The organism is Rhodanobacter sp. T12-5 (assembly GCF_008329435.1).
Lineage (GTDB): Bacteria > Pseudomonadota > Gammaproteobacteria > Xanthomonadales > Rhodanobacteraceae > Rhodanobacter.
Map to the genome: position 1 here is coordinate 136,599 of NZ_NPKN01000008.1, position 24,968 is coordinate 161,566.

The 24,968-nt window shown below is 63.9% G+C and carries 20 protein-coding genes and 1 tRNA gene; 4 read left to right on the top strand and 17 right to left on the bottom strand.

What is annotated here, in order from left to right; translation table 11 throughout:
* Nucleotides 1-59: 59 nt before the first annotated feature.
* The 8 genes from CIW53_RS15265 to CIW53_RS15300 all read right to left on the bottom strand — a co-directional run bounded on the left by CIW53_RS15265 (nucleotide 60) and on the right by CIW53_RS15300 (nucleotide 11,102).
* On the bottom strand, nucleotides 60-3,260 hold the full coding sequence (locus tag CIW53_RS15265) for a hypothetical protein (RefSeq protein WP_197736674.1): 3,201 nt from the start codon (nucleotides 3,258-3,260) through the stop codon (nucleotides 60-62).
* 128 nt (nucleotides 3,261-3,388) lie between these two features.
* Entirely contained in the window at nucleotides 3,389-4,960 is a 1,572-nt protein-coding gene (locus tag CIW53_RS15270; protein ID WP_149365571.1) for an APC family permease, read from the bottom strand.
* Nucleotides 4,961-5,013: 53 nt separating this feature from the next.
* Entirely contained in the window at nucleotides 5,014-6,624 is a 1,611-nt protein-coding gene (locus CIW53_RS15275) for an aldehyde dehydrogenase family protein (protein WP_149365572.1), read from the bottom strand.
* A 1-nt stretch (nucleotide 6,625) separates the two neighbouring features.
* Nucleotides 6,626-7,531, bottom strand: coding sequence for a dihydrodipicolinate synthase family protein (locus CIW53_RS15280; RefSeq protein WP_149365573.1), 906 nt, complete (start codon nucleotides 7,529-7,531; stop codon nucleotides 6,626-6,628).
* The gene (locus CIW53_RS15285; protein ID WP_149365574.1) at nucleotides 7,528-8,826 is read right to left on the bottom strand and encodes an FAD-dependent oxidoreductase; all 1,299 of its coding nucleotides are present in this window, start codon (nucleotides 8,824-8,826) and stop codon (nucleotides 7,528-7,530) included. Before CIW53_RS15285 ends, CIW53_RS15280 begins: the two co-directional genes overlap by 4 nt.
* Nucleotides 8,819-9,067 (bottom strand): (2Fe-2S)-binding protein, encoded by a 249-nt coding sequence (locus CIW53_RS15290; protein WP_149365575.1) that lies wholly within the window; start codon nucleotides 9,065-9,067, stop codon nucleotides 8,819-8,821. The genes CIW53_RS15285 and CIW53_RS15290 overlap by 8 nt, the downstream gene beginning before the upstream one ends.
* On the bottom strand, nucleotides 9,064-10,161 hold the full coding sequence (locus CIW53_RS15295) for an FAD-binding oxidoreductase (protein WP_149365576.1): 1,098 nt from the start codon (nucleotides 10,159-10,161) through the stop codon (nucleotides 9,064-9,066). Before CIW53_RS15295 ends, CIW53_RS15290 begins: the two co-directional genes overlap by 4 nt.
* Nucleotides 10,158-11,102, bottom strand: coding sequence for a proline racemase family protein (locus CIW53_RS15300; protein ID WP_149365672.1), 945 nt, complete (start codon nucleotides 11,100-11,102; stop codon nucleotides 10,158-10,160). Before CIW53_RS15300 ends, CIW53_RS15295 begins: the two co-directional genes overlap by 4 nt.
* 127 nt (nucleotides 11,103-11,229) lie before the next feature.
* Between CIW53_RS15300 and CIW53_RS15305 the strand changes: the two genes are divergently transcribed.
* On the top strand, nucleotides 11,230-11,940 hold the full coding sequence (locus CIW53_RS15305) for an AraC family transcriptional regulator (RefSeq protein WP_149365577.1): 711 nt from the start codon (nucleotides 11,230-11,232) through the stop codon (nucleotides 11,938-11,940).
* Nucleotides 11,941-12,369: 429 nt separating this feature from the next.
* Here the strand turns inward: CIW53_RS15305 and CIW53_RS15310 are convergent, their stop codons facing one another.
* Both CIW53_RS15310 and CIW53_RS15315 read right to left on the bottom strand, forming a co-directional pair.
* On the bottom strand, nucleotides 12,370-14,526 hold the full coding sequence (locus CIW53_RS15310; RefSeq protein WP_172969694.1) for a TonB-dependent receptor: 2,157 nt from the start codon (nucleotides 14,524-14,526) through the stop codon (nucleotides 12,370-12,372).
* 504 nt (nucleotides 14,527-15,030) lie between these two features.
* Nucleotides 15,031-16,467 (bottom strand): sulfotransferase, encoded by a 1,437-nt coding sequence (locus tag CIW53_RS15315; RefSeq protein ID WP_149365579.1) that lies wholly within the window; start codon nucleotides 16,465-16,467, stop codon nucleotides 15,031-15,033.
* A 640-nt stretch (nucleotides 16,468-17,107) separates the two neighbouring features.
* On the opposite strand from CIW53_RS15315, the gene CIW53_RS15320 reads away from it, so the two are divergent.
* Nucleotides 17,108-18,409: a Xaa-Pro peptidase family protein gene (locus CIW53_RS15320; RefSeq protein WP_197736675.1), complete on the top strand. Its 1,302-nt coding sequence runs from the start codon at nucleotides 17,108-17,110 to the stop codon at nucleotides 18,407-18,409.
* A gap of 242 nt (nucleotides 18,410-18,651) precedes the next feature.
* Here the strand turns inward: CIW53_RS15320 and CIW53_RS15325 are convergent.
* The 4 genes from CIW53_RS15325 to CIW53_RS15340 all read right to left on the bottom strand — a co-directional run bounded on the left by CIW53_RS15325 (nucleotide 18,652) and on the right by CIW53_RS15340 (nucleotide 21,202).
* Nucleotides 18,652-18,727, bottom strand: a tRNA-Thr gene (locus tag CIW53_RS15325).
* A 33-nt stretch (nucleotides 18,728-18,760) separates the two neighbouring features.
* Nucleotides 18,761-19,426 (bottom strand): SPOR domain-containing protein, encoded by a 666-nt coding sequence (locus CIW53_RS15330; protein ID WP_149365580.1) that lies wholly within the window; start codon nucleotides 19,424-19,426, stop codon nucleotides 18,761-18,763.
* A 49-nt stretch (nucleotides 19,427-19,475) separates the two neighbouring features.
* Nucleotides 19,476-20,216: a type III pantothenate kinase gene (locus CIW53_RS15335; RefSeq protein ID WP_149365581.1), complete on the bottom strand. Its 741-nt coding sequence runs from the start codon at nucleotides 20,214-20,216 to the stop codon at nucleotides 19,476-19,478.
* A complete protein-coding gene (locus CIW53_RS15340) occupies nucleotides 20,213-21,202 on the bottom strand; it encodes a biotin--[acetyl-CoA-carboxylase] ligase (protein ID WP_149365582.1) in 990 nt (329 codons plus the stop codon). The genes CIW53_RS15335 and CIW53_RS15340 overlap by 4 nt, the downstream gene beginning before the upstream one ends.
* A 298-nt stretch (nucleotides 21,203-21,500) precedes the next feature.
* On the opposite strand from CIW53_RS15340, the gene CIW53_RS15345 reads away from it, so the two are divergent.
* Nucleotides 21,501-21,731, top strand: coding sequence for a hypothetical protein (locus CIW53_RS15345; RefSeq protein ID WP_242451931.1), 231 nt, complete (start codon nucleotides 21,501-21,503; stop codon nucleotides 21,729-21,731).
* Nucleotides 21,732-21,743: 12 nt separating this feature from the next.
* Nucleotides 21,744-22,538, top strand: a complete 795-nt coding sequence (locus CIW53_RS15350; protein ID WP_149365584.1) for a M90 family metallopeptidase — start codon at nucleotides 21,744-21,746, stop codon at nucleotides 22,536-22,538.
* A 10-nt stretch (nucleotides 22,539-22,548) separates the two neighbouring features.
* Here the strand turns inward: CIW53_RS15350 and CIW53_RS15355 are convergent, their stop codons facing one another.
* Genes CIW53_RS15355 through CIW53_RS15365 form a run of 3 tightly spaced genes read right to left on the bottom strand, consistent with a single transcriptional unit; the run spans nucleotide 22,549 to nucleotide 24,957 of the window.
* The gene (locus tag CIW53_RS15355) at nucleotides 22,549-23,970 is read right to left on the bottom strand and encodes an ATP-binding protein (protein WP_149365585.1); all 1,422 of its coding nucleotides are present in this window, start codon (nucleotides 23,968-23,970) and stop codon (nucleotides 22,549-22,551) included.
* Nucleotides 23,936-24,628: a response regulator transcription factor gene (locus tag CIW53_RS15360; protein WP_149365586.1), complete on the bottom strand. Its 693-nt coding sequence runs from the start codon at nucleotides 24,626-24,628 to the stop codon at nucleotides 23,936-23,938. The genes CIW53_RS15355 and CIW53_RS15360 overlap by 35 nt, the downstream gene beginning before the upstream one ends.
* Complete coding sequence (locus CIW53_RS15365; protein ID WP_149365587.1) at nucleotides 24,628-24,957, bottom strand: hypothetical protein; 330 nt, start codon at nucleotides 24,955-24,957, stop codon at nucleotides 24,628-24,630. The genes CIW53_RS15360 and CIW53_RS15365 overlap by 1 nt, the downstream gene beginning before the upstream one ends.
* Nucleotides 24,958-24,968 lie beyond the last annotated feature (11 nt).

Genomic DNA, 24,968 nt, shown 5'->3' on the forward strand with positions numbered 1-24,968 from the left:
TGAGTGACGAGCGGCCGTGGTGCATGGCGGTTCTGCTTCCCTGGGATCCTGGCAAGCGGTCAGTCATTCGCGTCTGCAGGCACGTCCACCTGGGCCAGGCCGGCCGATTTCAATTCGCCATTCAGATGCTGCAGGTCGGCGGTTCTCAGGCGTTGCCATCTTGCCAGCGCGCTGTCCAGGATCTTCTGATATTTGGCCAAGGTCTCGGTCTTCCCCCTTGACGGCGCGGCGTCAGCGCTCTCTACCGAAGCAGCGAGATTGGCATACGCATCCTGCAGGTAAAGCAAACTGACGAAATCAGTCGTGGGAAGTCCCACGGAATTGGCGGGGTTGTCCTCCGGCTTGACGCCTGCGACCTCGTCGACCTGCTTGATCACCGCATCGATCTTTCGCGCCAGATTCCCGGATGCGTTGCCACGCACTTTTCTCAACTGCGCGCGCAGCTTTCGTGCTTGCGCGGACACTCCGGCAATTTTCATTCGCTCACTTTCGATATGCCATCCAAGATCATATTGCGCCTGCAGCGCAGCCTCCGATATCTGCAGTCGCGGATCTTCCTTGATCTCGAGCGGTTGACTCCAGGATTGCCCTCCCACGGTGAGCCTGACCGTGTAGTTGCCGGGAAGCGCCCACAGACCATCGCCATTCTCGAAGCGATACATGCCGTTGCCCATGAGGGCCTCGGGCAGGGCATAGTGCAGGTTCCACACAAACCGGTGCATGCCAGCCCGATTGGACAGCGTGACCACCCGGGGCGTCCAGTCCGGAGTGATGGGCATGGTCTGCAAATCAAGTTTTGGCGGCGTGTCCGCACTTGAGAAGCTCTGCACCGACTTTCCCTTGGCATCCGTGATTTCCAGCGTCACTGGCGACGAAGCATCGGTTTTCAGGTAATAGTCGATCAGAGCGCCGTTGGGAGGGTTGTGGGCTTGTGGCTCATCCTTCGGGAAAGGCGTGCTGAGAAAGCCGCCGGGCCGAACCCGGTAGGCGACAGCGGGCTTGAACAAGGTGGCTGCAGACTGACTGACACTTCCATCCAGCTGCCGCAACGCCGTAACGTCGTCGAGGATCCAGAAACCGCGCCCGAATGTGGCCAGTACCAAGTCGTCGCCATGCACGTCGATATCGCGCATCGAAGTCACCGGCAGGTTCTGCTGCAGGCTCTGCCAGTTTGCACCGGCATCAAACGACACATAGACGTGCTTTTCCGTGCCTGCGTAAAGCAGACCGGCCTTCTTCGGGTCTTCACGCACCACATTCACGAAGTCGCCGTCCGCAATGCCCTTGATCGCCAACGTCCAGGACTTGCCTGCATCATGCGTCACGTAGATGTAAGGCTTGTAGTCGTCCAGCCGATGCCGATCCACCGCAGCGTAGGCGGTCTTTGCGTCAAAGTGCGAGGCCTCGACAATGCCCACCTTCGACCAGGCGCTCAGACCCTTGGGCGTGACGTTCCGCCAATGCTCGCCTTCGTTGTGAGTCACCCAGATCTGGCCATCGTCGGTGCCGGCCCAGATCTCCCCTTTCTGAATGGGTGACGGTGCAATGGTGTAGATCACCCCGCGGCGCGGCCCCTCTATCACCGTGTCCCTGGCTGTAATCGGGTCCAGCGTGGAAGGCACGCCCGGATTCTCGCGCGTCAGATCCGGGCTGATCATCGACCAGCTTTGGCCACCGTTGTCCGTACGGAAAATCATTTGGTGCGAGGAATACATGACGTGCGGATCGATCTGCGAAAACGTCACTGGCAACGTCCACGTTTTCCGATACGTGATGCCTGGGTATTCCAGCGTCGGACTAACGTCCTCTAGCTGCTTGGACAGCGTGTCGAACCGGGTCACGTCGCCATTGAACGGCCGCACGATGGCCGGACCAAAAATATAACGGGAATTCAAGGGATCCGGCGCGATATAGCCACTCTCCCCCCCGGTCGGAATGGGCAGAAAATCCATGGCGCTGATGCCATCGGTGTAATCACCATAATCAGTACGGCTCGGCAGTTTCACGGACAGCGAATCCTGCTGTGCACCGTACACGTTGTAGGGAAACTGGTTGTCCGTGGCCACGTGATAAAACTGGCCCGTCGGCTGGTTGTACCAGGAACTCCAGGTCTTGCCGCCGTCCAGGGTGATCGTGGTGCCCTGGTCTACGCCAAGAACCATGTGCTCGCTGTTGTCGGGATCGACCCAAGCCGTGTGGTAGTCGTCACCGCCCGGCGCCCCCTTGAATGGCAGGAAGCTGCGGCCACCATCTGTCGATTTGTAAGCCGCGGTATTCATGATGTACACCACGTCCGGATTTTTCGGATCCACCGTCACACCGCCGAAGTACCACCAGCGCGCCCAGATGCGCGAGTCGCCAGTGACGTGCGTCCAGTTGTTTCCGCCATCGTCCGACCTGTACAGGCCTCCCTCGCCTTCCTTCGCGGCCACGTTCGCGTAGACCACCTGAGGATTGCTGGGCGCCACCGCAAGCCCGATGCGACCCAAGCCGGAGCTGGGAAACCCGTGTCCGGTCACCGCCGTCCAGGACTCGCCTCCATCGGTGGACTTGTACAACCCGCTGCCTGGACCATCCGAGGGGGGGTAAACGCTCCACGGCGGACGGCGCGTTTGCCACAAGGCAGCATAAATGGTCTGGGAGTCTCCTCCGAATGCCAGGTCGACGGCTCCAGTGTCGGCGTTCTTGTAAAGAACTTTTTTCCACGTCTGACCGCCATCCTTGCTCTTGAACACCCCCCGCTCGGGGTTCGCTGCATAGCCATGCCCGAGCGCTGCGACGTAAACAATATTCGGGTCTTTCGGGTTCACCAGAACCGACCCGATCTGGTTTGTGTCCACAAGCCCGATATGCGTCCAGGTCTTGCCGGCATCCGTGGACTTGTACATGCCATTGCCGGTGCTGAAGCTGGATCGAATGTCGGTTTCACCCGAACCCACGTAAATCACGTTCGGATCGGAGGGCGCCACGGCAATGGCACCGATCGATGCCACCGGCTCCTTGTCGAAGATCGGATTCCAGGTACGACCGGCATTGACAGTTTCCCAGACTCCACCGCCGACAGATCCAAAATAGAAGTGATTCGGTTGGCCCGGCACACCAGCCACCGCCACCACGCGACCGGCGCGAAATGGCCCGATCAGGCGCCACTGGAGTCCCGAATAGAGCGCCGAGTCGATGGGTTTGGCTTGCAAAAGCAATGGTGCGCTGACAACCGGCAACATCAAGATCGACAACAGAAACCAGCGGTATTTAGTCATGGTCATGTCCAGAATATGAAAAGCGCCATATCAGTGCCTGCGAATCAAACCTCAATATCCATCCGGCTACGTCAAAGAATTCCGGCCTTACCGCAACTGTATGGCGATGGCAGCCAATATCCGCATGCTCAATCATCGTCAGCCGTCCCCAGCGCCAGCATCGATGCGGGCATGCCGGTGTTTGCGCCCCAGTAGTAGATGACCAGCGCGATGGCCACCACAAGCAGTGAATCCCAGGGGTGCCCAACGATATGTCTGCCGCCAAAGGTCCCCAACCAGGAGGCAAGCATGATCAGTGCGTAAAAGGCGATCAGCCACAGCGACGAACGCACTTCCTTCGCCACACCGTCACGATGTGCCGGCGAGCGACGCCGCCACCCGACGTAGACGAAGAACAAGACGATCTGCAACCCGAGGAGCCAGGACACCGTAACCCAGCCAGACCAGTACACGATCAGTGCCGCTACGATGAATGACAGGGGGCCGAGCACGACAAAACCGCGCACCAAAAACGGCCTCGGCAGCTCTGGCACGTTGCGACGCAGCGCAGCGACCGTGACCGGCGCCACCGCGTAGCTCAGCACCAGCGCAGCCGACACCACACCGATCATCGCGCTCCACGAAGGAAATGGCAGCGTCCAGAAAACGGCCAGCGCAAAGGTCAACCACAGTCCGGGACGGGGGATGCCCGAGCGTTCGTCGATTCGCGTAAACAGCTTGAAGAAGGTACCGCCACGCGCCCAGCCGTAGACCACCCGCGGCGTGGCGTTCATGTAGATGTTGCCGGTACCGCTGGGCGAGATCACCGCGTCGCATACCACCAGGAAAGCCAGCCAGCCCAGACCCAGCGCCAATGCGATGTCGTGATACGGCAGTGCGAACTGATTGCCGATGTCGCCCCAGCCGTGTGTCAGCAAGTCGCTGGGAAGGCCGCCCAGAAAGGCGAACTGCAGCAACACGTAGATGATTGTGGACAGCAGTACTGACAGGATCAGCGCAATCGGGATGGTGCGTTGCGGATCGCGCACCTCGCTGGCCACGGACACGATCGGGGTCAGGCCGAGATACGCGAAGATCACCCCGCCGGCCGAAACCGCACCTTCCACCCCGGCAAAGCCGAACGGCGCGAAGCCGTGCACGGTCAGGTTGCCCGGTTTGAAGAACACGAAAAGCATCACGATTACCAGCATGGGCACCACAAACTTGAACACGCTGATTACGTTGTTGACCTTGGCGAAGGTCTTCACGCTGTAATAGTTCAGTACGAAGAAAACCCCCAGGATGGCCAACTGCACCAGCCATCCCTGCAGAGTCGGACGGTCCGAATGCACCTGGGTGAGCGTGGGAAACCACGCCGAGGCGTACTGCCGACAAGCGACCGTCTCGATCGCGATGAGGCTCGAGAACGCTATCAGCGTGATCAACCCCATCAGGTAACCCAGCAGCGCGCCATGAGAGTACATCGGATAGCGCACCACGCCGCCAGCGCGCGGCAGCGCCGCCCCCAGCTCGCAATAGACCAGCCCAAGCAGAAACACAGCCGCGCCGCCAATCAACCAGGACACTGTGCCCGCCGGCCCGGCGATAGCCGCCACCTTGCTGGCAGCGAACAGCCAGCCCGAACCGAAGATCGAGCCCAGGCCAATGAAGGTAAGATCGGTGAGGCTGAGTTGTCGGTGGAATCTGCCTTGTCCCGCCATGCGATGACCCCCTGTGCGACGCCTGCGACGTACGTCATGCTAGAAAAAGATGTTCACGCGCTGCCCGTCAGGGCAGCATCGCTCCAGCGACCATCTATCAGGCGCTGCATACCCTCGGGATTGCCGTCGCGCAACTCCACCGGCAGCAGCCCCTCCGGTACCCCGTCGTAACTGTGCAGCGCGCTGAAGCGATGGATCGCAGCAGGCATTCCGACCGCCGTAAAACCGGGATGAGTTGTACTTGGAAAGGGGCCACCATGGTTCATCGCAGCACTCACCGCGACGCCTGTGGGCATCTTGTTGGCAATTAGCCGCCCCACCTTGTAGCGCAACACCGCCGCGATCGCGCTCCAGGCGGTATCGTCGCTGCCGTCGGCTGCGCGATAGATCGTGCCGGTGAGACTCCCTTCGAGGACCGCGGCGATTTCGACCATCTCCGAAACGTCACGAGTGCGCACGATCAAACTGACCGGGCCGAAGGCCTCGGTTTGCAGCGCAAGCGGATCGGCCAGGAAACGCGGCGCATCGATGGCAAGCAAGGTGGATTCAATGTGATAGCCACCACCTTCACCCGCGCTGCCTCCGCTGAGCACCTGCGCGCCGGCGGACTTCAGCGCAGCGATCGCCCGCAGTACGTTTTCCTGTCCACTACGCGAAAACAGAATTCTTGGTGAGTCTCCGGCGAACTGCGCCTGCGCCGCCGTGACAAACGCGTCGCCCGTCGCGCCCTCCGGGACCATCACCAGCCCGGGATTGGTGCAGAACTGGCCGCTGCCCATGGTGCAGGAAGCAAAGAATTCCTGTGCCAGCGCGGTGCCGCGTTCGGCCAGTGCACGCGGCAGCAAAAACACCGGATTGATGCTGGAGAGCTCGGCATACATCGGCACGCCGGCCTTGTCGGCAGCGGCCTTCAACGCAAGTCCGCCGGCGCGACTGCCGGTGAAACCGATCGCACCGAGCCGCGCATCACCGGCCAGTTGCAAGCCCAGTGCGTTGTCGAAGTGATACAACATCTGCACGGCAGCGGCGGGAAGGCCAGAGCGGCGCAGCGCGTCGTGCGCGAGCTGGGCCAGTCGCTGGCTGGTTGCCGGATGCAGCGGATGCGCCTTGGCGATCACCGGGTTGCGCGCAGCGATTGCCGAGGCAAAGTCACTGCCCGAGATTGCGTTGAAGGCATATGGAAAATTGTTCGGCCCGAACACCAGCACCGGCTTTCCCAACGGCGCGCGGTGGGTGCGCAGGCCGGCGCCGGTGTCGATCACGGGCTGGGTCCAACTATACGAACGCACCGCCTGGGCCGCCTGGCGCAGCTGACCACTGGTACGCGGCAGCTCTACCTTGCGCAGGCGCGTTTCCGCTGCCAGCGCCGTTTCGGCGGAAGCCAGAACCACCAGCGCGGCGGCATCGGCGTCGATCGCATCGGCATAGGCGTCGAGGAAATCGGCAATGTGTGCGGGCGGCGCAGCGCTCAGTTCGGCGGCCACCGCGGCACCCGCCGCGAGTGCCGCCTCGATATCTGCGGCACTGCTAATGGGGAACGTCGGCCCGATCTTCTCGCCACGGGCAGGATCCTCGGCCCGGAAGCTGCCCAGCGGCGATTGAGAGGCGCGCCACTGACCGTCGACGAGAACGGGTTCGATCGGGCCGGGCGCAAGCATGCTCATATCAGGCCTCCGGATGCGTGGCGATGGCGTGGCGGATGATCTTCATCGCCGCCTCGCGTTCGGCACCAGCCAACGGCAGGCGCGGTGCGCGCACCTGCTCGCTGCCCATGCCGACAACTTCCTGCACCAGCTTGATCAACTGCACGAACTTGGGCACCGTGTCGAGCCGCAGCAGCGGCAGGAACCAGAAATAGAGCGACTGCGCCGCTTCGGCACCACCATCGCGTGCTAACGCGAACAACTTCACCGACTCCTTTGGGTAGGCGTTGACCAAGCCAGCGACCCAGCCCGTGGCACCGGCAGCCAGGCCTTCGACGATGGCATCATCCAGACCAACCAGCACCTGCAGGCGATCACCCAGCAGGGCACGCACCGCAGTGACGCGGCGCACGTCGCCGGAGGATTCCTTCACCGCCTGCAGGTTGGGGAACTCGGCGGCCAGTTCGGCAATCTGCGCTGGGGCGAAATCCGTCGTGTAGGCGATGGGATTGTTGTAAAGCATGCAGGGCAAGTCAGTGGCGCTGAGCACGGCGCGCACGTGGGCACCCATTTCGCGCCAATCGGTGGAGTAGACATACGGCGGCAGCACCATCAGGCCACGGCAGCCGCTCGCCTCGGCTGCGCGCGCCAACCGTACCGCCTCGTCGGTGGAAAGCGCAGCGATGCCGGGGATCACCGGTGCGCGCCCACCCATCGCCTTGACCAGGGTACGCAGGACGGCCAGCTTTTCCTCAAAGGCCAGCGTAGCCGCTTCTCCGAGTGATCCTAGCGGCACGATGCCGCGACAACCGGCATCGATCAACTGGCTGGCATGCCTCGCCAGGAATTCATGATCGACTTGTCCGTCGGCGGTGAACGGCGTTGTGATGGCTGGCAGTACGCCCTGCCACATTGAAGCTTGGGTCATGAGGAAACTACTCCAGAGTTCAAATCAGCGGAAAAATCCGTATCGCCAAGCGTGGCAAGCCGCGCCGGAAAGAAGGGTGGGCGCAGGTCACCACGCGGAAAGCGGCCCATCGCTTCGAGTGCACTGCCGCAAATGCGGCCCTGGCATGCGCCCATTCCGCAACGCGTGGCGAGCTTGGCACTGCGTGCGTCGATATAGCCGTCCAGCGCGTGCAGCGGCACATCTTCGCAGCGACAAACAAGGGTCTCGGGATCGGCCAGTGCCAGCACGCGCGAATCAAGCGCGAAGTGCCGCTGCAGATGGGCGGCAAATGCATGTTGATGTTGGCGGCGGCGCTGCAACGCCTGGACCGCAGCAACCGCACCCACGGCAGCGTAGCCAGCGATGGCGCCTTCCACCACGGCAGCGTCCCTGCCGCCGATGCCACAGATCTCGCCGGCGGCAAACACGCCCGTCACGCTGGTGCATTGCCGATCGTCGGTGCGCACCCGCGGATGTGCGCCATCATTCTCGAGCTTGCAGCCAAGCGCCTGCGGCAGCTCAACGTTGGGCAGAAGGCCATAGCCGACCGCCAGCACATCGCATTCCGTTTGTTGCCGACCGGTGGGGCCATCCAGTTCAATCGCCCGCACGCGATCGTCTCCCAGTGCGCGCAGCACCACACTGCTGCAGCTATATCGAATGCCAGCCAGTTGAGCGCGCAATCGCAGCGCCTGCGATGCCTTGGACGGCCAGCGCCACAGGCCGCAGGCAAAGCGGAAGACCATATCGGCACGGGCTTGTTCGTGGATGCCCAGCACCTTTGCCCCATGTCTTCGCGCCGAGGCAGCGGCCGCGAGCAGCAAGGGGCCGCTGCCTGCAATCACCACGCGCTTTCCGGCCAGCGGCCAGCCCTGCTTGGCCAATGCCTGCAAGCCACCCGCACCGGTGACGCCGGGAAGGGTCCATCCGGGAAACGGCAGCATCAGTTCGCGGGCGCCGGTCGCCAGGATCAGCGCGTCGGTTTGCAGGCTGCGCGCGCCTTGCGTGTCCTCCACCAACAGGACGCCGGGTGCAGCGGCCACCACCTGCGTCTGTGCCAGAAATTCAACCCATGCCCGAGCGATCGCGCGAGTGAATGCACGCGGCACGGACGAAGCGTCCGCGCGCGCCACATCGTGACGCCACACTTGGCCGCCGACGCGCGCCTGCGCATCAAGCAGCCCCACGCGAGCGCCACGGCTGGCAGCGGCGCAAGCGGCAGACAGCCCTGCCGGTCCGGCGCCGACCACGAGCACGTCGTAACGCTCAGTCATCGGTGCGCACCTGCATGCCTTCGCGCACTTGCACCATGCATGCGCGCTGCTGTGCCACGCCATCGATGCAAACGCGACACTCGAAGCACACACCCATCCCGCACAGCGGTGCACGCCATTGGCCGCTGACGGAGCGCCGGCTGAGCATCCCAAGCGACGCTATCGCGGCAGCCACACTACTGCCGGAGACGATCTCGACAGCGATGCCGTTCAGCTGGACTGACACACGCTCGCCGCTCATGCAGCCACCCGGGCCGGATCGTACGGCCGCGGGTCAATCGCGGGCTCGCGTCCCAGCAATTGATCCATCAGCAGCCTCGCACTTCCCAGCGAGGTGGTGATACCCAGGCCCTCGTGGCCGGCTGCAACCCACACGCCGGGCCGGCCGGGTACGCGCCCCAGATACGGCAGTCCATCGACACTAACCGGACGCAGCCCGGTCCAAATGCGCAAGGCCTGCAGCGGACGCAAGCCTGGCAGGAACTCGAACGCCCGCTGCAGCATGCGTTGCACCATAGGCATCGACACCTCGCGGGTGGTACTGCGGTTCTCGCGCGAGGAGCCGATCAGCAGTTGCCCACCTGGCCGCGGCTGCACGTTGAATGCCACGCTGCTGTCGGCCTCGCCGTGCGCGGTGTCGGCATAACCCAGCTGCAGCAACTGATGCCGAATCAGGCCGGGATAGCGGTCGGTGATGACCAAATGACCCTTGCGCGGTTGCAGCGGCAACCTTGGCAGAAGTTCGCCCAGCGCACAGCCGGTGGCAACCAGCACAGGGCCATGCAGGCAGCTGCCGTCATGCAGCGAGACGCCCCCCGCTTCCAACCGCATCGCCCGCTTGCGATATCGCACGACTCCCCGCTGGCAAGCGCGATCGATTAGATGCATGGCCACCGCAGGCGGAAAGACCGCAGCGTCATCGGGGACCAGCACACCGCCCGCCAGTCCGGGAATCAGCGCTGATTCGAGACGATACAGGCTCGATGCGTCGACCGCTTCTGCCGCGACGCCGGCCGCAGCCAGTCGGGCCAGCTTGGCTGGAATGCGCGCCATGTCCGCCTCGTCGGCAGCCACCCACAGTGTGCCGCAGCGATGGTATTGCGCTTGCGGCAGATCGGCCAGGGACTGCCACAGATCCATCGAATACTTCGCCAACGCCAGCTCGGCGGGCAGGCCATCCAGCGCCACCAGGTGTCCCATCGAACTGGCAGTGCTGCCGCCACCCACGGATCCCGGCTCGACCACCGCAACCTTCAAGCCCTCGGCGCTGGCGCAATCCGCGCACGCCGCGCCAATGATGCCTGCGCCCACCACGATGAGGTCGTAGTGGCTCACGTGGCGTCGATGCCCCAGGTAAGTGGATCATTTTCATCGATCAGCAACTGGCCTTGCGCGGTCACAAATGCAGTGCCGGTAATCCGCGGCAGCACGCCGCGCACGCCACGCCGGTACTGACCTTCGAACACGCTGCCCAGGATGCCCGCTTGGCGCCACACCTGCCCCGGTGCCAGGCTGCCGGCAGCAGCCATGCAGGCCATCTTGGCACTGGTGCCGGTACCGCAGGGCGAGCGGTCGTAGGCCATCCCCGGGCATAACACGAAGTTTCGCGCGTCGGCATCATCTCCCGGCAATGCAGGGCCGGTTATTTCGATGTGGTCGATCTCGGCACCGTCGGCGCCGGTAACCTGAGCCTCCACCAGTGCGGCGCGAATGGCTTCGGTGTAGGCCGTCAACTCGCGCTGATGGGTAAGCGTCAACTCGCACGGTCGGTCATGGCTGATGAAGAACCAGTTGCCGCCCCAAGCTACGTCGCCGCACACCTGGCCGTGGCCGGGCACATCAAGCACCACGCCTGTAGCGTATCGGTAGCTTTCGACGTTCTCGATCGCAACGCGACCATCTGAATGCACTTCCACATACAGCTCGCCTACCGGGGTTTCCAACAGGTGCCGGCCAAGCTGGATGCGTCCGAGTTGCTGCAGGGTGCGCACCACGCCGATAGTGCCGTGCCCGCACATGCCCAGGTAGCCGACGTTGTTGAAGTAGATGACACCAGTGCAAGCCTGTCGGTTCTCTGGTGGCAGAAGCAGCGCTCCAACCATGGTGTCGGAGCCGCGCGGCTCGCGCGCAACTGCTCGTCGCCAATGGTCATACTCATCGCGAAAACGCGCACGTCGTTCGGCCAGCGTGCCGGTGCCCAAGTCCGGAAAGCCGCCGGTGATGACACGCGTGGGTTCGCCGCCCGTATGGGAATCGATGAAATCGATCTTGTGCATGCCGACAATGCTCACGCCTGCAGGTCGGTGGCGTCTAGAAAAGCTTGCCATGACCGGATGCGGAATTTGGCATAATGACAAGCGTATAGTCGGCAGCCTGGGGCCAACCCCACCCTGGGAGCTCGCCATGTCGACCACAATACCTGCAGATGAGCTGACACCCCTGTTCGACGGGCTGCCGGACGTTGTCTTCTTCGTGAAGGATGCCGCCAGGCGTTACACCCACGCCAACCTGACGCTGGTGCGCCGGTTGGGGCTCAAGCAGCGCGAGGAGGTACTGGGCAAGCGCGCGGAGGAACTGTTTCCTGCGCTGATGGGTGGTAGCTATGCCTCGCAGGACCGGCGCGTGCTCGGCGGCGAGGTGATCGAAAATCAGCTCGAAGTGCACATCTTCGACAACCGTGCGCAAGGCTGGTGCCTGACCTTCAAGCGGCCACTGATGGTGCGCGGTGAGGCCGTCGGCGTGATTGGCGTCTCGCGCGACCTGGGCCTTCCCGATGCCAGGCATCCGACCTACGAGAGGTTGCGCCTCGTGCTGGACCACATGCAGAAGCATTACTGCGAAGCGATGCGGGTGGCCACGCTGGCCGACATGGCGAACCTTTCGGTGGCACAGTTGGAGCGGCACTTCCGCCGCGTGTTCCAGCTCACGCCGCAACAGGTGCTGACCAAGTTGCGCATCGACCACGCAATGCACCTGCTGCGAGGGGACGACAGCGTGGCAGCGGTGGGTATGGCCTGCGGCTTCGTCGATCAGAGCGCCTTCTCGCGGCAATTCAAGGCCACGGTCGGCATGACACCTCGTGATTATCGCTGTCTCAAACGCACTACCTCCTGACATCGGGGGCAGCTCAGTATCACCACTGCAATAGCCGATTGGCGCGCCATTTCGCCACCTGGATCAAAGACGCGCACTTGCCCTTTTCCGGCGCTGCTGAAGAGCATGTGCCCGTCTTGTCGCTGACCGCCAGCCGTCCAGGTGCACGTCGTGCTCGGCACGGAATCACGGGCTCAAGGCCACCCCTTGATGGCTCGGTCCGCGTGCGAGGATGCAGATACTGACCCTGTTCGCCTTGTCGAACCTGTAGATGGCACGACGAACGCCGATGCTGACGGGAAGAGGTCCGTTCATGATCGGGGGATTCACCCCGAGAGAGCGCCAAGAGCGCCGTTACGGGCTTGTCGAAGGCGTATTGCAAGAAAACAACGAGCGCTCGTTCAACAACCGTTTGGACGGCCAATCGATAGCGACTTGTTCAGACGTTCCTTAGAGGCTGAGCCGCACGCCCGCATACCAGGAGCGCCCCAGCGCTGGTTCCAGCCCGGTCTGCCAGACGCGGTCGTAGTACTGACGGTCGGCGAGGTTGCTGATGCCGGCGAGCAGCGTGACGCGGCGATTGAGCTGCCAGTCGCCGGCCAGGTCCAGCACGGTATAGGCGGGGATGCGCGCAGGCAGGTAGCTGTCGCCGCTGCCGCGTGGCTGGTTGGAATCCTGCCAGTACTGCGCGGCGGACGATACCGCGGTGAGGCTGAGCTTGAGGCGCTGCTCGACGCGCCAGGTGACCCCCGCCTTGAGCAGGTAGCGCGGCGCGTAGGCGGGGATCTTGCCGACCTGGCCCGGAATCACGCTGGAGGTGAAGCGGGCATCGAGCAGGCTGGCGTTGACGAAGGCTTCCAGGTGCTCGCCCTGGTCGGCCAGCGCGGTACGCGCCAGGAAGTCGTAGTTGAGCTGGCCTTCGAAGCCGCGACTGCGGGTGTCGCCGCTGTTCACCTCGATCACGTCGATGGCGTTGATGTGCTGTGCCTCGATGCGATTCCTGAAATCGATCCAGAACACGCTGACGTCGTAATACAGCCCAACGACCGGCACGCCGTGCGCGCCCAGCTCCCACGACAGCGACTTCGACGGGTCGGGCGCATTGCCCGGCACGATATTGGCGAACGGCGAGGCCATGTCGAAATAGCGCAGCGGGCGCCAGCCCTGCGACACGTTGAGGTAGGTCTCGTTGCCGTGGCCGAAGTCGTTGCCGATGCCGAACCCGAACAGCGGCACCGTGCGCGCATCGGCCTCCTTGATCAGCGGTCGGCTGAGGAACGGTGGCCGGACGGTTTCGTTGACGGCGACACGCTCATGCTCCAGCCGCACCGAGGGCACGATGTGAAATCGGTGCGGCAGACGGAACACGTTCTCGGCGAAGATCGCCGCATAATCCGAACTGCGCGCCTGCCGCAGTCGCGGCGTACCGCTGCGGTCGTGGCGGTCGACGTAGAGGTCGCTGTTGCTCCACTGCCGGAACGGATCGTCACCGTGAAACAGCGTGGTGCCGATACTGAAGGCATTGCCCCTGCCCCACTTCTTGCGCAGGCGTAAGTCGGCACCGCCGGTGCGGAACTGCTCGTCCTGCAAGGTGGTGCTGCTCGGTGCGGGTTGCGGCGCCAGCGCGCCACCGGCGGAGCGCGCGGCCAGATCCTGGTAAGCGAACCACAGCTTGCCCTCGAACAGCCAGCCGTCACCGAACTCGGCGCTGTGGCCGAGCACCAGCTGGTCGCGGCTGACCCAGTCGCGGTTGTACTGCGTCGGCGTCGCCCGCGGGTTGGCCTGCCACTGCGGATAACCGAGCCGACCGGCGTCGCCGGAAGCGGCATCGATCACGTGCAGGTCGATCCACCACAGCTGCTTGTCGTCCGGCCGGTAGCCGATGTAAAGGTCGGCCTGGCGCATCTGCGAGCCGGCGTTGGGGCGCGTGCCGTCACTACCCACGTAGGCGGCATCGGCGCGATACGACCAGCGTCCGCTGCTGCCTTCGACCGCGTTGTAGGTCGAATAAAGGCCGTGGTTGCCGACCACCTGCTCGGAGCTGAGCGCGAAAGGTGCGTTCGCGGCGGGGCGGCGCGAGACCAGGTTGATCACCGGCGCCGGTTCCGGTCCGTACAGCAGACTGGAACCGCCGCGAATCAGTTGCACATCGGCCAGGCTCTGGCTCAACGGCATGGCGTACAGGGTTGGAAAGCCGATCCAGTCGCTCGCCAGCGGAATGCCGTCCTGCAGCACCAGCACGTACTCTGATTCCTGCGGATTGCCCAGGCCGCGATAGCTGAGGTTGAACTGGGTCGGGGTGGGCTGCTGCGACACCTGCACGCCGGGCGAACGGGCCAGCAACTGATCAAGGTTGTTGTCGATCACCGTGGGCTGCTGATCCAGGTGCGTCACCGTGGTCTTCTTGGTCACGGTGATCTTGTTGCCATCGACTTCCGGCAGAAGGTGTTCGAGCTTGGCCTTCAAGGTCTCGCGCCAGCTTTCCCCGCGAACATCGACCGGCGCCAGGTTGGTGGCCTCTTGAGGTGCTACGCCGGAGGCTCCGGCGCTCGTCTGCTGGGCTGGCGCGGCGAGCGCGGCAAACGAAAGAGCAGCGGCAAGTGGCATGCGTCCGCAGCACAAAATCACCATCAGAAATCTCGCAGCACGATTCGGGTTTCACCGTATAGCCCACCAAAATCTTTCGCACAATATGCCGTAGGTATACCCCCGCGCATTCGCCGGACCTGAGTAAGCATCCCCCGGCAAAGCCGATGCATCAGTCATGTGAGCTGCTCGAAGTGGCTTGGAAGGGGTCGCTGACACGGCCCACCTGGTATGGCCACCTTGGGAACGTCTGAACAAGTCGCTGTCGACTGGACGTCCAAACGATTGTTGAATCCGTTGCATCCTCTGGATTCAAAAAATGTTGGTGTTCAAACCGATTGCCCACTTGCACGGACCATCTTCGTGCAACATGCGTCGCAACTTGTACGACGCATTGAGCAGCACAACGGGAGCTGCGGCAGGCCTTGCCGTGCATGGCCTGCGCTACGATCAACCCGCGAAAATAACCCGCACATTTCCACAAACAGCCTTCTGTTTGTTGATGAGGCTCATCTTTCGGGCGGATCAGGCGGGTGCAGCAAAGCGCGCGAGCTCGGAAACGAACGGTGCATAGGACCACCAGCGCCCGACCGATGTCCTGTATAGGGGCTGACGCGCCTGCCAGACGCTGGCAGACCGGACCGGCGTCGGGTCATTTGCAGACGCAGTTACCGCTGTCCCCATCCCGATAAAGTCGCGCAACTTGGCCAAGGTGACGTCAGGGTCGGTTACCAGCGTCTCGTAATCGAGCTCGAAGATTGGCAACTGCACGGTCTGCTTCCAGTGTCGCAACAACGCATCGTGTCCATCCATGTATCTCTGCATATCGTCGAAGTCATAGGCGAAGCCAAGATCGGGGTGTGCGAAGTCCTGGCTCCACAGCGACAACGCGGTATCGGCGCGGTCGCGGCGCAGGTGGATCACGCGGGCCTGCGGAAACATCGCGGCGACGATGTGCAGGTAACGGAAGTTCAATGGGTCCTGGTCGAGGTACCACGTTGCTGGCGCATCATCCTGAATCGCCAGCGTGCGATACAGGTTGGCAGCTTCCCCGAGTGCGACACTGCTGGCCAGGTGCCCGCCGGCAACCAGCTGATCCGCAATGAAACGCAATGTGCGCATCTCGCCACGATCACGGACACCGGCCCCGCCCGCCAGCAGCGTCGCGATCAGCGTCGTGCCAGTCCGCGGCAAGCCGACGATGAAGACGGGTGCGAAGTCGCGGTGGAACGCTGCGTTTGCAGGCGCCACCTGCTCGCCCAGTCGCGCGGCAACGAATCGCTGCCAGGCCACGCCATCCCAAGGCCACGCCGCATGGATCATCGCGTTGGCCGCCCGCAGGGTCGCTGCCGCCGCGCGGTAGTCGGCTAGATCGTTTTGAGCCTTGGCCAAGGCGAAGCCCGCGGATGCGCGTGACCGCGGATTGAAACGCGCATCCGCGAAGTTTCGTGCGAACCATGAGATCTCGGCATCAGCCACATCGACATAGCGACGTGTATTGGCCAACGCCGCCAGCACATGGTGCCGATCCGAATCGATACCCGCGTGCAGCGCCGCCAGGTAACGCGCGCGCGACAATGCAAAATGGCCCGCCTCCCGCGCGACGTTGCCCGCCAGCATCAGCAATTCGGGTGAAACCGCGCCGCGGGCCAGCGCTCCTTCGCAAATCTTCTCCGCCACGGCGTGCCGATCACACTCTCGGACGAATTCCGCGCTGCGCAAACTCGTGCTCGCCTCAAATTCGCTGGCGCGACATAAGGTCAACAACGTCTCGGCCGCCGCACTGAAGCGTCCTTGGCTTCGCTGCACCTCTGCGAGCAGCATGCCCACCTCCACACGGGCCGGCTCCTGAGCCTGTAGCGTGCTCAGCAGTGTCTCGGCCTGCTCCGGCTTGTTGCTCTGGAACAGGCTTCGCGCCTCGGCAAGGCGGGCGTCGTGTGAAGCGGGGGCGGCAGCCTGCATACTGGCATCCGGGTGAGTGCTTCGATAAGCATAGCCAGTTCCGGTGCGGTGGTTCTGTCGCCATGCAATACAGATACCGAACGGTACCGGCGAATGGCGAGATCAGCGACAACCGCGCGCGGTGTGCCGAATCATGCCGGACCAGCAGCGCTCGCTGAACGAGGCCGCTTCATGGGAGCCGATGCGCCAGCCTCTGTTGGTCATGACGACAACGTGGTTGGCGAGGGCGATGGCCGCACAGCTCTGCTTCGGCAGGCGCCCCGGCTACTGCGAGGCCGTGAAGCAGGGTTCAAGACCGCTCAAGACTGACGCGCGGCGGCATGCCCGACGAAACGACCATCCTCAACTTTCGCGCAGACACTGACCTTGTTCGCCTTGTCGAGCCTGCGGATGGCAAGACGAACGCCGATGCTGACGGGAGAGGTGCGTCCATGATCGGGGATTCACTCCGAGAGAGCGCCAAAAGCCCCGTTACGGGCTTCATCGAAGGCGTATTTCAAGAACAACGAGCCTCGTTCAACAATCGCCTGACTGTTGAAATGGACTTTCGCAAGTTTTTACAAGATGCTCTGAATAGGTTTCTCTCCGGATCCAGTGCTCTATCGCAGCCTCACCTGGCCCCTGCTACGAGGAAACACTCATGGAAACAAACGACTCGATGCACTCAAGTCGCCGTAACTTTCTGAAGACATCCGCGCTCGGCATGGCTGCACTGCCAGCGGCCATGCTCGGCGGCAACAGCCTGTCAGGCTTGCATGCAGCCGAAGTGGTCAAGCTGCCGCCCTCGATCCTGGCGCTGCAGTCTGTGACTTCCAGGATCGTGCCCATCACGAATAGCGAGCGCAAGGCGCGGCTCGCGAAAGCGCAGCAGCTCATGGCGGAAAACAAGATCGACGCCATGTATATGGATGGCGGCAGCTCGATGGAATATTTCACCGGCATCCGTTGGTTCACCAGCGAACGCCTGATGGGATTTGTCTTGCCCAAGGTGGGGGACCCCATCTACATCACGCCCGCATTCGAACAGAGCAGGGCACAGGAGCAAATCGTATTCGGCCATGACGTCCGAGTCTGGCAAGAGCATGAAGATCCGTACCAACGGGTGGCGCAGGTGATGTCCGACCTGCATGCTTCAACCGGGACGCTCGGAATTGAAGAGCAGGTGCCGTATTTCCGCACTTCGCGCATTGCCGAGGCGCTGCCGCATGCGCGACTGGTCTCAGCGATACCGATCACCGGCGGCTGTCGCTCAATCAAGAGCCCCGCCGAACTGGCGCTGATGCAGGTTGCCAACGATGCGACGCTGGCGGCCTATCACGCCATCTATCTGGGCCTGGAACCGGGCATCACGCAGGACACCGTGCGCGATTGGCTAGCCGCCGCCTATGAACGTCTGGGCGTATCCGGTGGAGCGAGCATCAACGTCGGCAAATACACGGCGTTGCCGCATGGTTCGGTCGTGCCGCAGCGTCTCGTCGAAGGCACGCCGCTGCTGATCGACGGCGACGCCGTGGTGGAGGGCTACCATAGCGACATTAGCCGTACCTTCGTCCTGGGCAAGCCGAGTGACAAGATGAAGAAGGTCTTCGACATCGTGCACAAGGCTCAAGCGGCAGCGCTGAAGGCCGCGCATCCCGGGGCAACCATGGAATCGATAGACGCCGCCGCACGCAAGGTCATCGTCGACAGTGGTTATGGCCCGGACTACAAGTATTTTGGTCATCGCCTCGGTCATGGCATCGGCATGAACGGCCACGAGTGGTATTACCTGGTGCGCGGCAACAAGCGCAAGATGGAAAGGAACATGACCTTCAGCGACGAGCCGGGCATCTACATCCCGGGCGAGTTCGGCGTGCGCCTGGAAGACGACATGTACATAACCGAAAACGGCGCCCAACTGTTCACGCCGCAGAGTCCTTCGCTCGAACGTCCGTTTTCGTGATCACGGATGCGGGGGTTTTACCCCGTTAACGCGGACACTTCCAAGAAAACCGGTCATGGTCAAAAAAGGAGTGTCATGTCCAAGCGAAGAAAGTTCAGCGCACCAGCGCCGGTTGCTTCCGCCATGGCGGCCGCCAGGCAATTCAGCATCGATGGAAAAATGGGACCAACAAACTCCAACGCACATACTGCCATGGGCACGATGCTCCCACGCAGAGCGTGTTGAGCAATAAGCGTTTTTATTGGTGCCGGCACCCGGATTCGAACTGGGGACCTACTGATTACAAATCAGTTGCTCTACCAACTGAGCTATGCCGGCGAAGGTGGGGATTCTAGCAGCCGGATCGCGCGTTCAGAAGCATCCGGTGCTGTGCGAACCTATGCCGTCGGCGTGGATGCGGCTGTGCCAGTCGAAGTGGCTGGCGTCGGCGACGACCAGGTCCAGCCAGTATTCGGGCACGTTTTCGCTGCGCTCGCTCATGCGGGCGGGGAAGCCGGCGGCGACAATGTCGTCGCGACGTTTGCGCGCATTGGCCGGATCCTTGAACAGGCCCAGCGAAATGGTGTTGGGTTGATCGCCGGAACTGACCACGAAGTAGTCGCTGATATGGTGCTGGTCGAGCTGTCGCGCCTCTTGCAATGCCTGCGCGCGGCTGCCGGCAGCCGGCAGGTAGACCCACCAGCCGCGGGTCTGGCTGGACTGTTCCTGGCGCGAACGCATGCGGGTGGCCAGCGGCGCCAATGCCTGGCGCGCATTGCGCAGATCCTGCGGGGTGGCGAACGGGCCCAGCGCGAGACAACTGCTCGACGCGCGCGGTGCCGTGTCGATCGCCGGCTCGGGCATCGCGACCGGCGGCGATGGCGGCGCCGACTCCGGCAATTCCGACAGCAGGCGCAATTCCGCCACGCCCGGATCGCCGGGGCTGCCACCACGGGCATACGGCTGCCCCAGCAGGAGCCATGCGCCCACCGCGATATTGAGTGCGCTCAACAGTACAAACAGAAGACGCAGGAACATCGAACCCCCATCCGGCAACCGCCGTCATTCTAAACGGATGAGCTCGACGTCATTGCGCATTCGCCCACACCGCCAGGCCACGCAGCACGCCGTCCTGGCTCAGCCGGGCCGGTAACGACAGCAGCGGCATCAACGTCGCTGCGTCACCGCCGCCGAGAATCAGCGATGGCGCGCCATCGAGTCTCGCCGCCATCCGCGTGGCGAAACGCTCGATCAGCGCGGCGGCGGCCTGGAAGCAACCGGAGACCACTGCATCGGCGGTGTTGTCCGCAAGTTCGAGGATCTCTCCCGGCCGATCCAGCCGCACCTTGGCGGTCGCGTCGAGCAGCGACTGCCGCATCAACTGCGGACCGGGCGCGATCAACCCTCCCAGGTGGCGGCCGTCGCTGGCCAGCGCATCGAGCGTCAGCGCCGTGCCGACACCGGCCAGTACGCACGGCGCGCGACCATCGGCATACGCGGCCACCATGGCCAGGAAACGGTCCACCCCGAGCCGCTGCGGTTCGGCATAAGCGTTGCGCACGCCGCAGGCGCTGGCCGGCGTGCGCCACCAGCCAGGCGCACGGGCGAACAGACTACCGACGACCTCTGCCACCAGGGCTTCACGGACGGCATCGACGACGGATGCCGCGATCACCGTGTCCGGCCTGGGCAGGCCACTCCAGGCCAGTTGCAGCCCGGCCATCGTGTCCTCCCGCCAGTCCACTGCGCCACGCGCCAGCCATCCTTCCGGCTGCGCCTGCAACGCCCATTTCAGCCGTGTATTGCCCAGATCGAGCAGCAACCTCATGCGCGGCGCACCGTGACGTCGGCGCTGTCGATCCGGCGCACGCTGCCGTCGGCCATGCGCACTTCCAGTGCCCCTCGCGCATCCACGCCGGCACCGATACCGGCGAACGTGCCCAGTCCGCCGCTGAGCTGCAACGGCTGATCGCGCAGCAGGTCGTGCCGCGCATAGTCGGCGACGAATCCGGCAAAGCCATCGCGCTCGAACTGGCGCAGGCCATCGACCAGCGCCACGATCAGCGCCGCCGCGACGCGGTTGCGATCCGGCGGCGTCCCGCCGGCCAGCGTGGCCAGGTCGCACGCCGGCTGCCCGGCCTGTTCGCGCAACGCCTCGGTCAGTCGCAGGTTGAGGCCGATGCCGATGATGGCCGCACACGGCCCCTGATACTCGCCGCTCAATTCGACCAGGATGCCGCCCAGCTTGCCGCCGGGTCGGCCATCGCCGACGGCCAGCACGTCGTTCGGCCATTTCAGGCCGGCGCCGGCGAGGCCCAACTGTTCCAGCGCACGCATGACGATCACGCCGATCGCCAGCGACAAACCGCTCAGCGCGGCAAATCCCCGATCGAAGCGCTTGAGGCAGGACAGATACAGGTTCAGTCCCGGCGGCGACAACCATTCGCGCCCGCGCCTGCCGCGACCCGCGCTCTGGGTTTCGGCCAGCACGATGCTGAAGTCGTTGGCGCCGGCTCCGCGACGTTGCAATTCGCTGGAGGTGGAGTCGAGTTCCCAATGCACCTCCAGTGCGCCCAGTGCCCGCGCCGCCGACGCCGGCAGCGACGCGCGGATCTGCGCAGCGTCCAGCATCTGCAGCGGCCACGGCAGGCGATAGCCGGCCGCGCCGCGCGCCTCGATCGGTACGCCACGGGCGCGCAGGGCCTCGACCTGCTTCCAGATCGCCGCCCGGGTCATGCCGGCCTGGTCGGCGAGGCCGGCCCCGGAAAGCGGTTCGCCCGCAGCGAGCATCGCCAGCAGTTGTGCCGGTTGCATCAGCAAGTCCCTGATGCGTAAGCGGCAAGCGAGCGATGGCGGCGGGAAACGACGGAACGGTGCACGATGGTCATCGCCGGATTTTAGCCCGACCGGACCGCCCCGCGGACCGCCGTACTCGCCCGGCGGCCTCGCGGCAACAGCACTGGCATGCGGTGAATGTTTCTGAGACGATCCGGGTCTTAGCTTGCGGGGCAGGAGGTCGATCGCCATGCGCGCCACATACTGGATTATCGGTTGCACCCTGTGCATCGCCGGGATCGGGAGTGCCGCTGCGACGAATCTGGAGACTCAGGACATGGATTCGTCGCACGCCACGATCGATAGCGCCAGCCCGCATGAAAGCAACAGCAGCGGCGGCGATGTGCTGGGTTTGAACCGCGACGCCCCTCCGGCCAGCAACAGCGACGGCGCAGGCACGCCGACCCATGGCGGCGGCGAACATTCGGGCGGAACCTCGTCCGCTCCGGCGCCTGCACGTCGGCCGCATCTGGGCTGGCAATCGCTGCTGCCTGGCTCCATCCAGTAAGCGCTCGGCGTCATGCCGGGGCACTGGTGGCAATCACTGCGAACGCATTTCGAACCGCCACCGGTAGCCGACCCGTTGTGGCGGCGCGCGCTGATGGCCTGCCCGCTCGCACGGCGACTGGATCCGGAGCGACAACAACGCCTGCGCAAGCTGGCCAGCCTGTTCCTCGCGCGCAAGCAGTTCCATGCGCTGGCCGGTGTCGTGCTGGACGACTACTGGCGATTGTTGATCGCCATGCAGGCTTGCCTGCCGGCGTTGCAGCAAGGTGCCGCCAGTTTGCGCGGCTGGCGCGAGGTATTGATCTACCCCGGTGAGTTCAAGGTACGCCGCAGTCATCACGACGATCACACCGGCGTCGTCACCGAAGGCGACGAGATGCGCATCGGCGAGGCGTGGGAGCATGGCCCGCTGGTATTGTCGCTGGCCGACGTGCAACTGGACCTGGAGCAGCCTTGGGACGGCTACAACGTGGTCGTGCACGAGATGGCACACAAACTGGACATGCTCGACGGCCCGCCCGATGGCGTGCCGCCGCTGGTGGAGATTCCGCGGCGGCGCTGGATCATGCAGTTCCAGCAGGCCTACGACCGCCTGGCCAGCATGCCGGCGGACAGCCGCGACAGCCCGATCGACCATTACGCCGCCGAAAGTGCCAGCGAATATTTTGCGGTGGTGAGCGAACTGCACTACTCGCAGCCCGACTTGCTGCGCCAGGCGGAACCGGCGATCGCCGAATTGCTCGAAGCGTTCTACGGTCGCTCGCCGGCCGATGCCTGCGAGTCGCCCGCCTACTGTCGCTCGCGCTGAACCGGGAACCTCAGCTCGTCGGCAGATTCACGCTGAAGCGGGCACCACCCAGTTCCGGAGAACGGTCGACCACCAGTTCCCCGCGATAGGCATGCACGATGTCCTGCACGATCGACAGGCCGATACCGTGGCCCTGCACCCGCTCGTCGCCGCGCACGCCGCGCTGCAGCACCTTCTCGATCTTGTCCGCGGCGATGCCCGGGCCATCGTCTTCCACGCCCAGCCACAATCCGGGTCGCTGCTGCCGGCCGGAATTGGGCTGCATCTTCACCACCAGCAGCACGCGGTGGCCGGCCCACTTGAACGCGTTCTCCAGCAGGTTGCCCATCAGCTCCAGCAAGTCGCCCTGCTCGCCGTAGAACACCGCGCCCTCCTCGATATCGAATTCGCACAGCACATTCTTGGCGGCGTAGACCTTTTCCAGACCCTGCACCAGATCTTCCGCGTGGCTGGCGATCGGCACTGCGCTGGCAAAGGTCTGCCGGCCGGACGTGGCGGCGCGCGACAGCTGGTAGGCAACCAGTTCGTTCATCCGCCGCACCTGGTCGAGCACGCTGCCCCGCTGCTCCGCGTCGTCGCCAGCCGGCGACTCCAGCTGGGAGCGGATCACTGCCAGCGGCGTCTTCAGGCTGTGCGCCAGGTCGGCCAGGGTGTGCCGGTAGCGCGTGCGCTGCTCGCGCTCGTTGGTGATGAACGCGTTGATGCGCTCGGTCAGGCCGGTAAGTTCCAGCGGGTACTGGCTGTCCAGTTGTTCGCTGTCGCCGCGCTCGACCCGGCTCATGTCGCTGGCCACCTTGCGCAGCGGGGTCAGGCTCCAGCGCAGCAGCAGCAGTTGCAGCACGATCAGCATCACGCCGAGGATCGACAGCCAGATCACCAGGGTGTGGCGGAACACCGCGTTTTCGCCTTCCAGCTGATCCTCGGTCTGCGCTACCAACACGGTGAACCGCACGGGCTTCTTCTGCTCGGTATCCCACGCCAGGCCGTAACTGTAGTAATACAGCCGACCCATGCGCGTGTCGACCGGGCCGACGAATCGGCTCTCGCCCGGCTGCAGGGGCTTCAGAAAGCTGAAGTCGCGGCCGATCGCCGAGGACGATTTCCAGTGAAAGCCGTTATCGCCCACGGCCATCGCGTACAAGCCCGAACCGGGTCGCGAAAAGCTGGGATCGGGCGCGGTATCGGGCGGCAACAGCTTGCCGTACCGGTTGACGTCGGTATTGGTGATGTACGCAATCGCGAAATTCTCGAGCCGGTCATGCAGCGTGCGCAGCGCGCGCGCCTTGTTGGTCTGCGTCAGGGTGAGCCCGACCAGGCCGAGGAAACCGGCCAGCACGAAACTGGTGGCGATCGCCGCGCGCGCCGCCAGTGAAAGCGGGCGGCGCGGCGACCTGCGCTCATTCGTCGTCGCCGTCGGTGCGCGGGATGGCAAAGCGGTATCCGCGTCCACGTACCGTCTCGATGGGTTTGAGGGTGCCTTCCGGATCGAGCTTGCGCCGCAGCCGGCCGATGAACACTTCGAGCACGTTGGAGTCGCGGTCGAAGTCCTGCTGGTAGATGTGCTCGGTGAGGTCGGCCTTGGAGACCAGCTCGCCCGCATGCAGCATCAGGTATTCCAGCACTTTGTACTCGTAGCTGGTCAGATCGACCAGCTTGCCATCCACCGTCACCGTCTGCGCGGTGGTGTCCAGCTTGATCATGCCGCAGGCCAGGATCGGCTTGGACCAGCCGCTGGCACGGCGCACCAGCGCATTGATGCGCGCCAGCAATTCCTCGACGTGGAACGGTTTGACCAGGTAGTCGTCGGCGCCGTACTTCAGCCCCTCGACCTTGTCCTGCCAGCTGCCGCGCGCGGTCAGGATCAGGATCGGATAGCGCTGCCCGTGTTCGCGCAATGCCTTGACCAGTTCCATGCCCGACATCTTGGGCAGGCCCAGGTCGATGATCGCCAGATCGAACGGCACCTCGCGACCGAGGTAGATGCCCTCCTCGCCGTCCTGCGCCGCGTCGACGGCAAATCCGTCCCGTTTCAGGCGTGCCGCCAGCGTCTCGCGCAACGGCGCCTCGTCCTCCACCAACAGGATGCGCATCAGTGTTTCTCCTTGCTGCCCGCGCGCCTGGCGGGCGGATTCTTGGTTGACTGGGATGATGCCGGATTCTTGCTCGCCTCCGAGGAAACCGCCATCACCTTCACGTGACCCGCCGGGGTGAGTACCTTGATGCGGTACTCCAGCCTGCGCCCGATCCGGCGCGGCTCGGCCGACAACACCGTGCCGCCGGTTTCCTGACGCACTTTCAGCACGGCCTGGTCCAGCGTCACCGCCGGCGCCGGCTCGGCGGACTGAGCCGAAACCGTGCCCACGGCGCTCAGCGACAGCCATAACACCAGAGCGCAGATGAAGTTTTTGTTGGTTGGCATGCCCGGTTGTC

Bases quoted from the DNA above. Each gene is read 5' to 3' on its own strand.
- CIW53_RS15305 (WP_149365577.1), top strand. From the start codon at position 11,230: ATGTCGACCACAATACCTGCAGATGAGCTGACACCCCTGTTCGACGGG.
- CIW53_RS15270 (WP_149365571.1), bottom strand. From the start codon at position 4,960: ATGGCGGGACAAGGCAGATTCCACCGACAACTCAGCCTCACCGATCTT.
- CIW53_RS15315 (WP_149365579.1), bottom strand. From the start codon at position 16,467: ATGCAGGCTGCCGCCCCCGCTTCACACGACGCCCGCCTTGCCGAGGCG.
- CIW53_RS15365 (WP_149365587.1), bottom strand. From the start codon at position 24,957: ATGCCAACCAACAAAAACTTCATCTGCGCTCTGGTGTTATGGCTGTCG.
- CIW53_RS15345 (WP_242451931.1), top strand. From the start codon at position 21,501: ATGGATTCGTCGCACGCCACGATCGATAGCGCCAGCCCGCATGAAAGC.
- CIW53_RS15350 (WP_149365584.1), top strand. From the start codon at position 21,744: ATGCCGGGGCACTGGTGGCAATCACTGCGAACGCATTTCGAACCGCCA.
- CIW53_RS15330 (WP_149365580.1), bottom strand. From the start codon at position 19,426: ATGTTCCTGCGTCTTCTGTTTGTACTGTTGAGCGCACTCAATATCGCG.
- CIW53_RS15290 (WP_149365575.1), bottom strand. From the start codon at position 9,067: ATGAGCGGCGAGCGTGTGTCAGTCCAGCTGAACGGCATCGCTGTCGAG.
- CIW53_RS15320 (WP_197736675.1), top strand. From the start codon at position 17,108: ATGGAAACAAACGACTCGATGCACTCAAGTCGCCGTAACTTTCTGAAG.
- CIW53_RS15335 (WP_149365581.1), bottom strand. From the start codon at position 20,216: ATGAGGTTGCTGCTCGATCTGGGCAATACACGGCTGAAATGGGCGTTG.
- CIW53_RS15340 (WP_149365582.1), bottom strand. From the start codon at position 21,202: ATGCAACCGGCACAACTGCTGGCGATGCTCGCTGCGGGCGAACCGCTT.
- CIW53_RS15265 (WP_197736674.1), bottom strand. From the start codon at position 3,260: ATGACTAAATACCGCTGGTTTCTGTTGTCGATCTTGATGTTGCCGGTT.
- CIW53_RS15300 (WP_149365672.1), bottom strand. From the start codon at position 11,102: ATGCACAAGATCGATTTCATCGATTCCCATACGGGCGGCGAACCCACG.
- CIW53_RS15310 (WP_172969694.1), bottom strand. From the start codon at position 14,526: ATGCCACTTGCCGCTGCTCTTTCGTTTGCCGCGCTCGCCGCGCCAGCC.
- CIW53_RS15360 (WP_149365586.1), bottom strand. From the start codon at position 24,628: ATGCGCATCCTGTTGGTGGAGGACGAGGCGCCGTTGCGCGAGACGCTG.
- CIW53_RS15285 (WP_149365574.1), bottom strand. From the start codon at position 8,826: ATGACTGAGCGTTACGACGTGCTCGTGGTCGGCGCCGGACCGGCAGGG.
- CIW53_RS15275 (WP_149365572.1), bottom strand. From the start codon at position 6,624: ATGAGCATGCTTGCGCCCGGCCCGATCGAACCCGTTCTCGTCGACGGT.
- CIW53_RS15280 (WP_149365573.1), bottom strand. From the start codon at position 7,531: ATGACCCAAGCTTCAATGTGGCAGGGCGTACTGCCAGCCATCACAACG.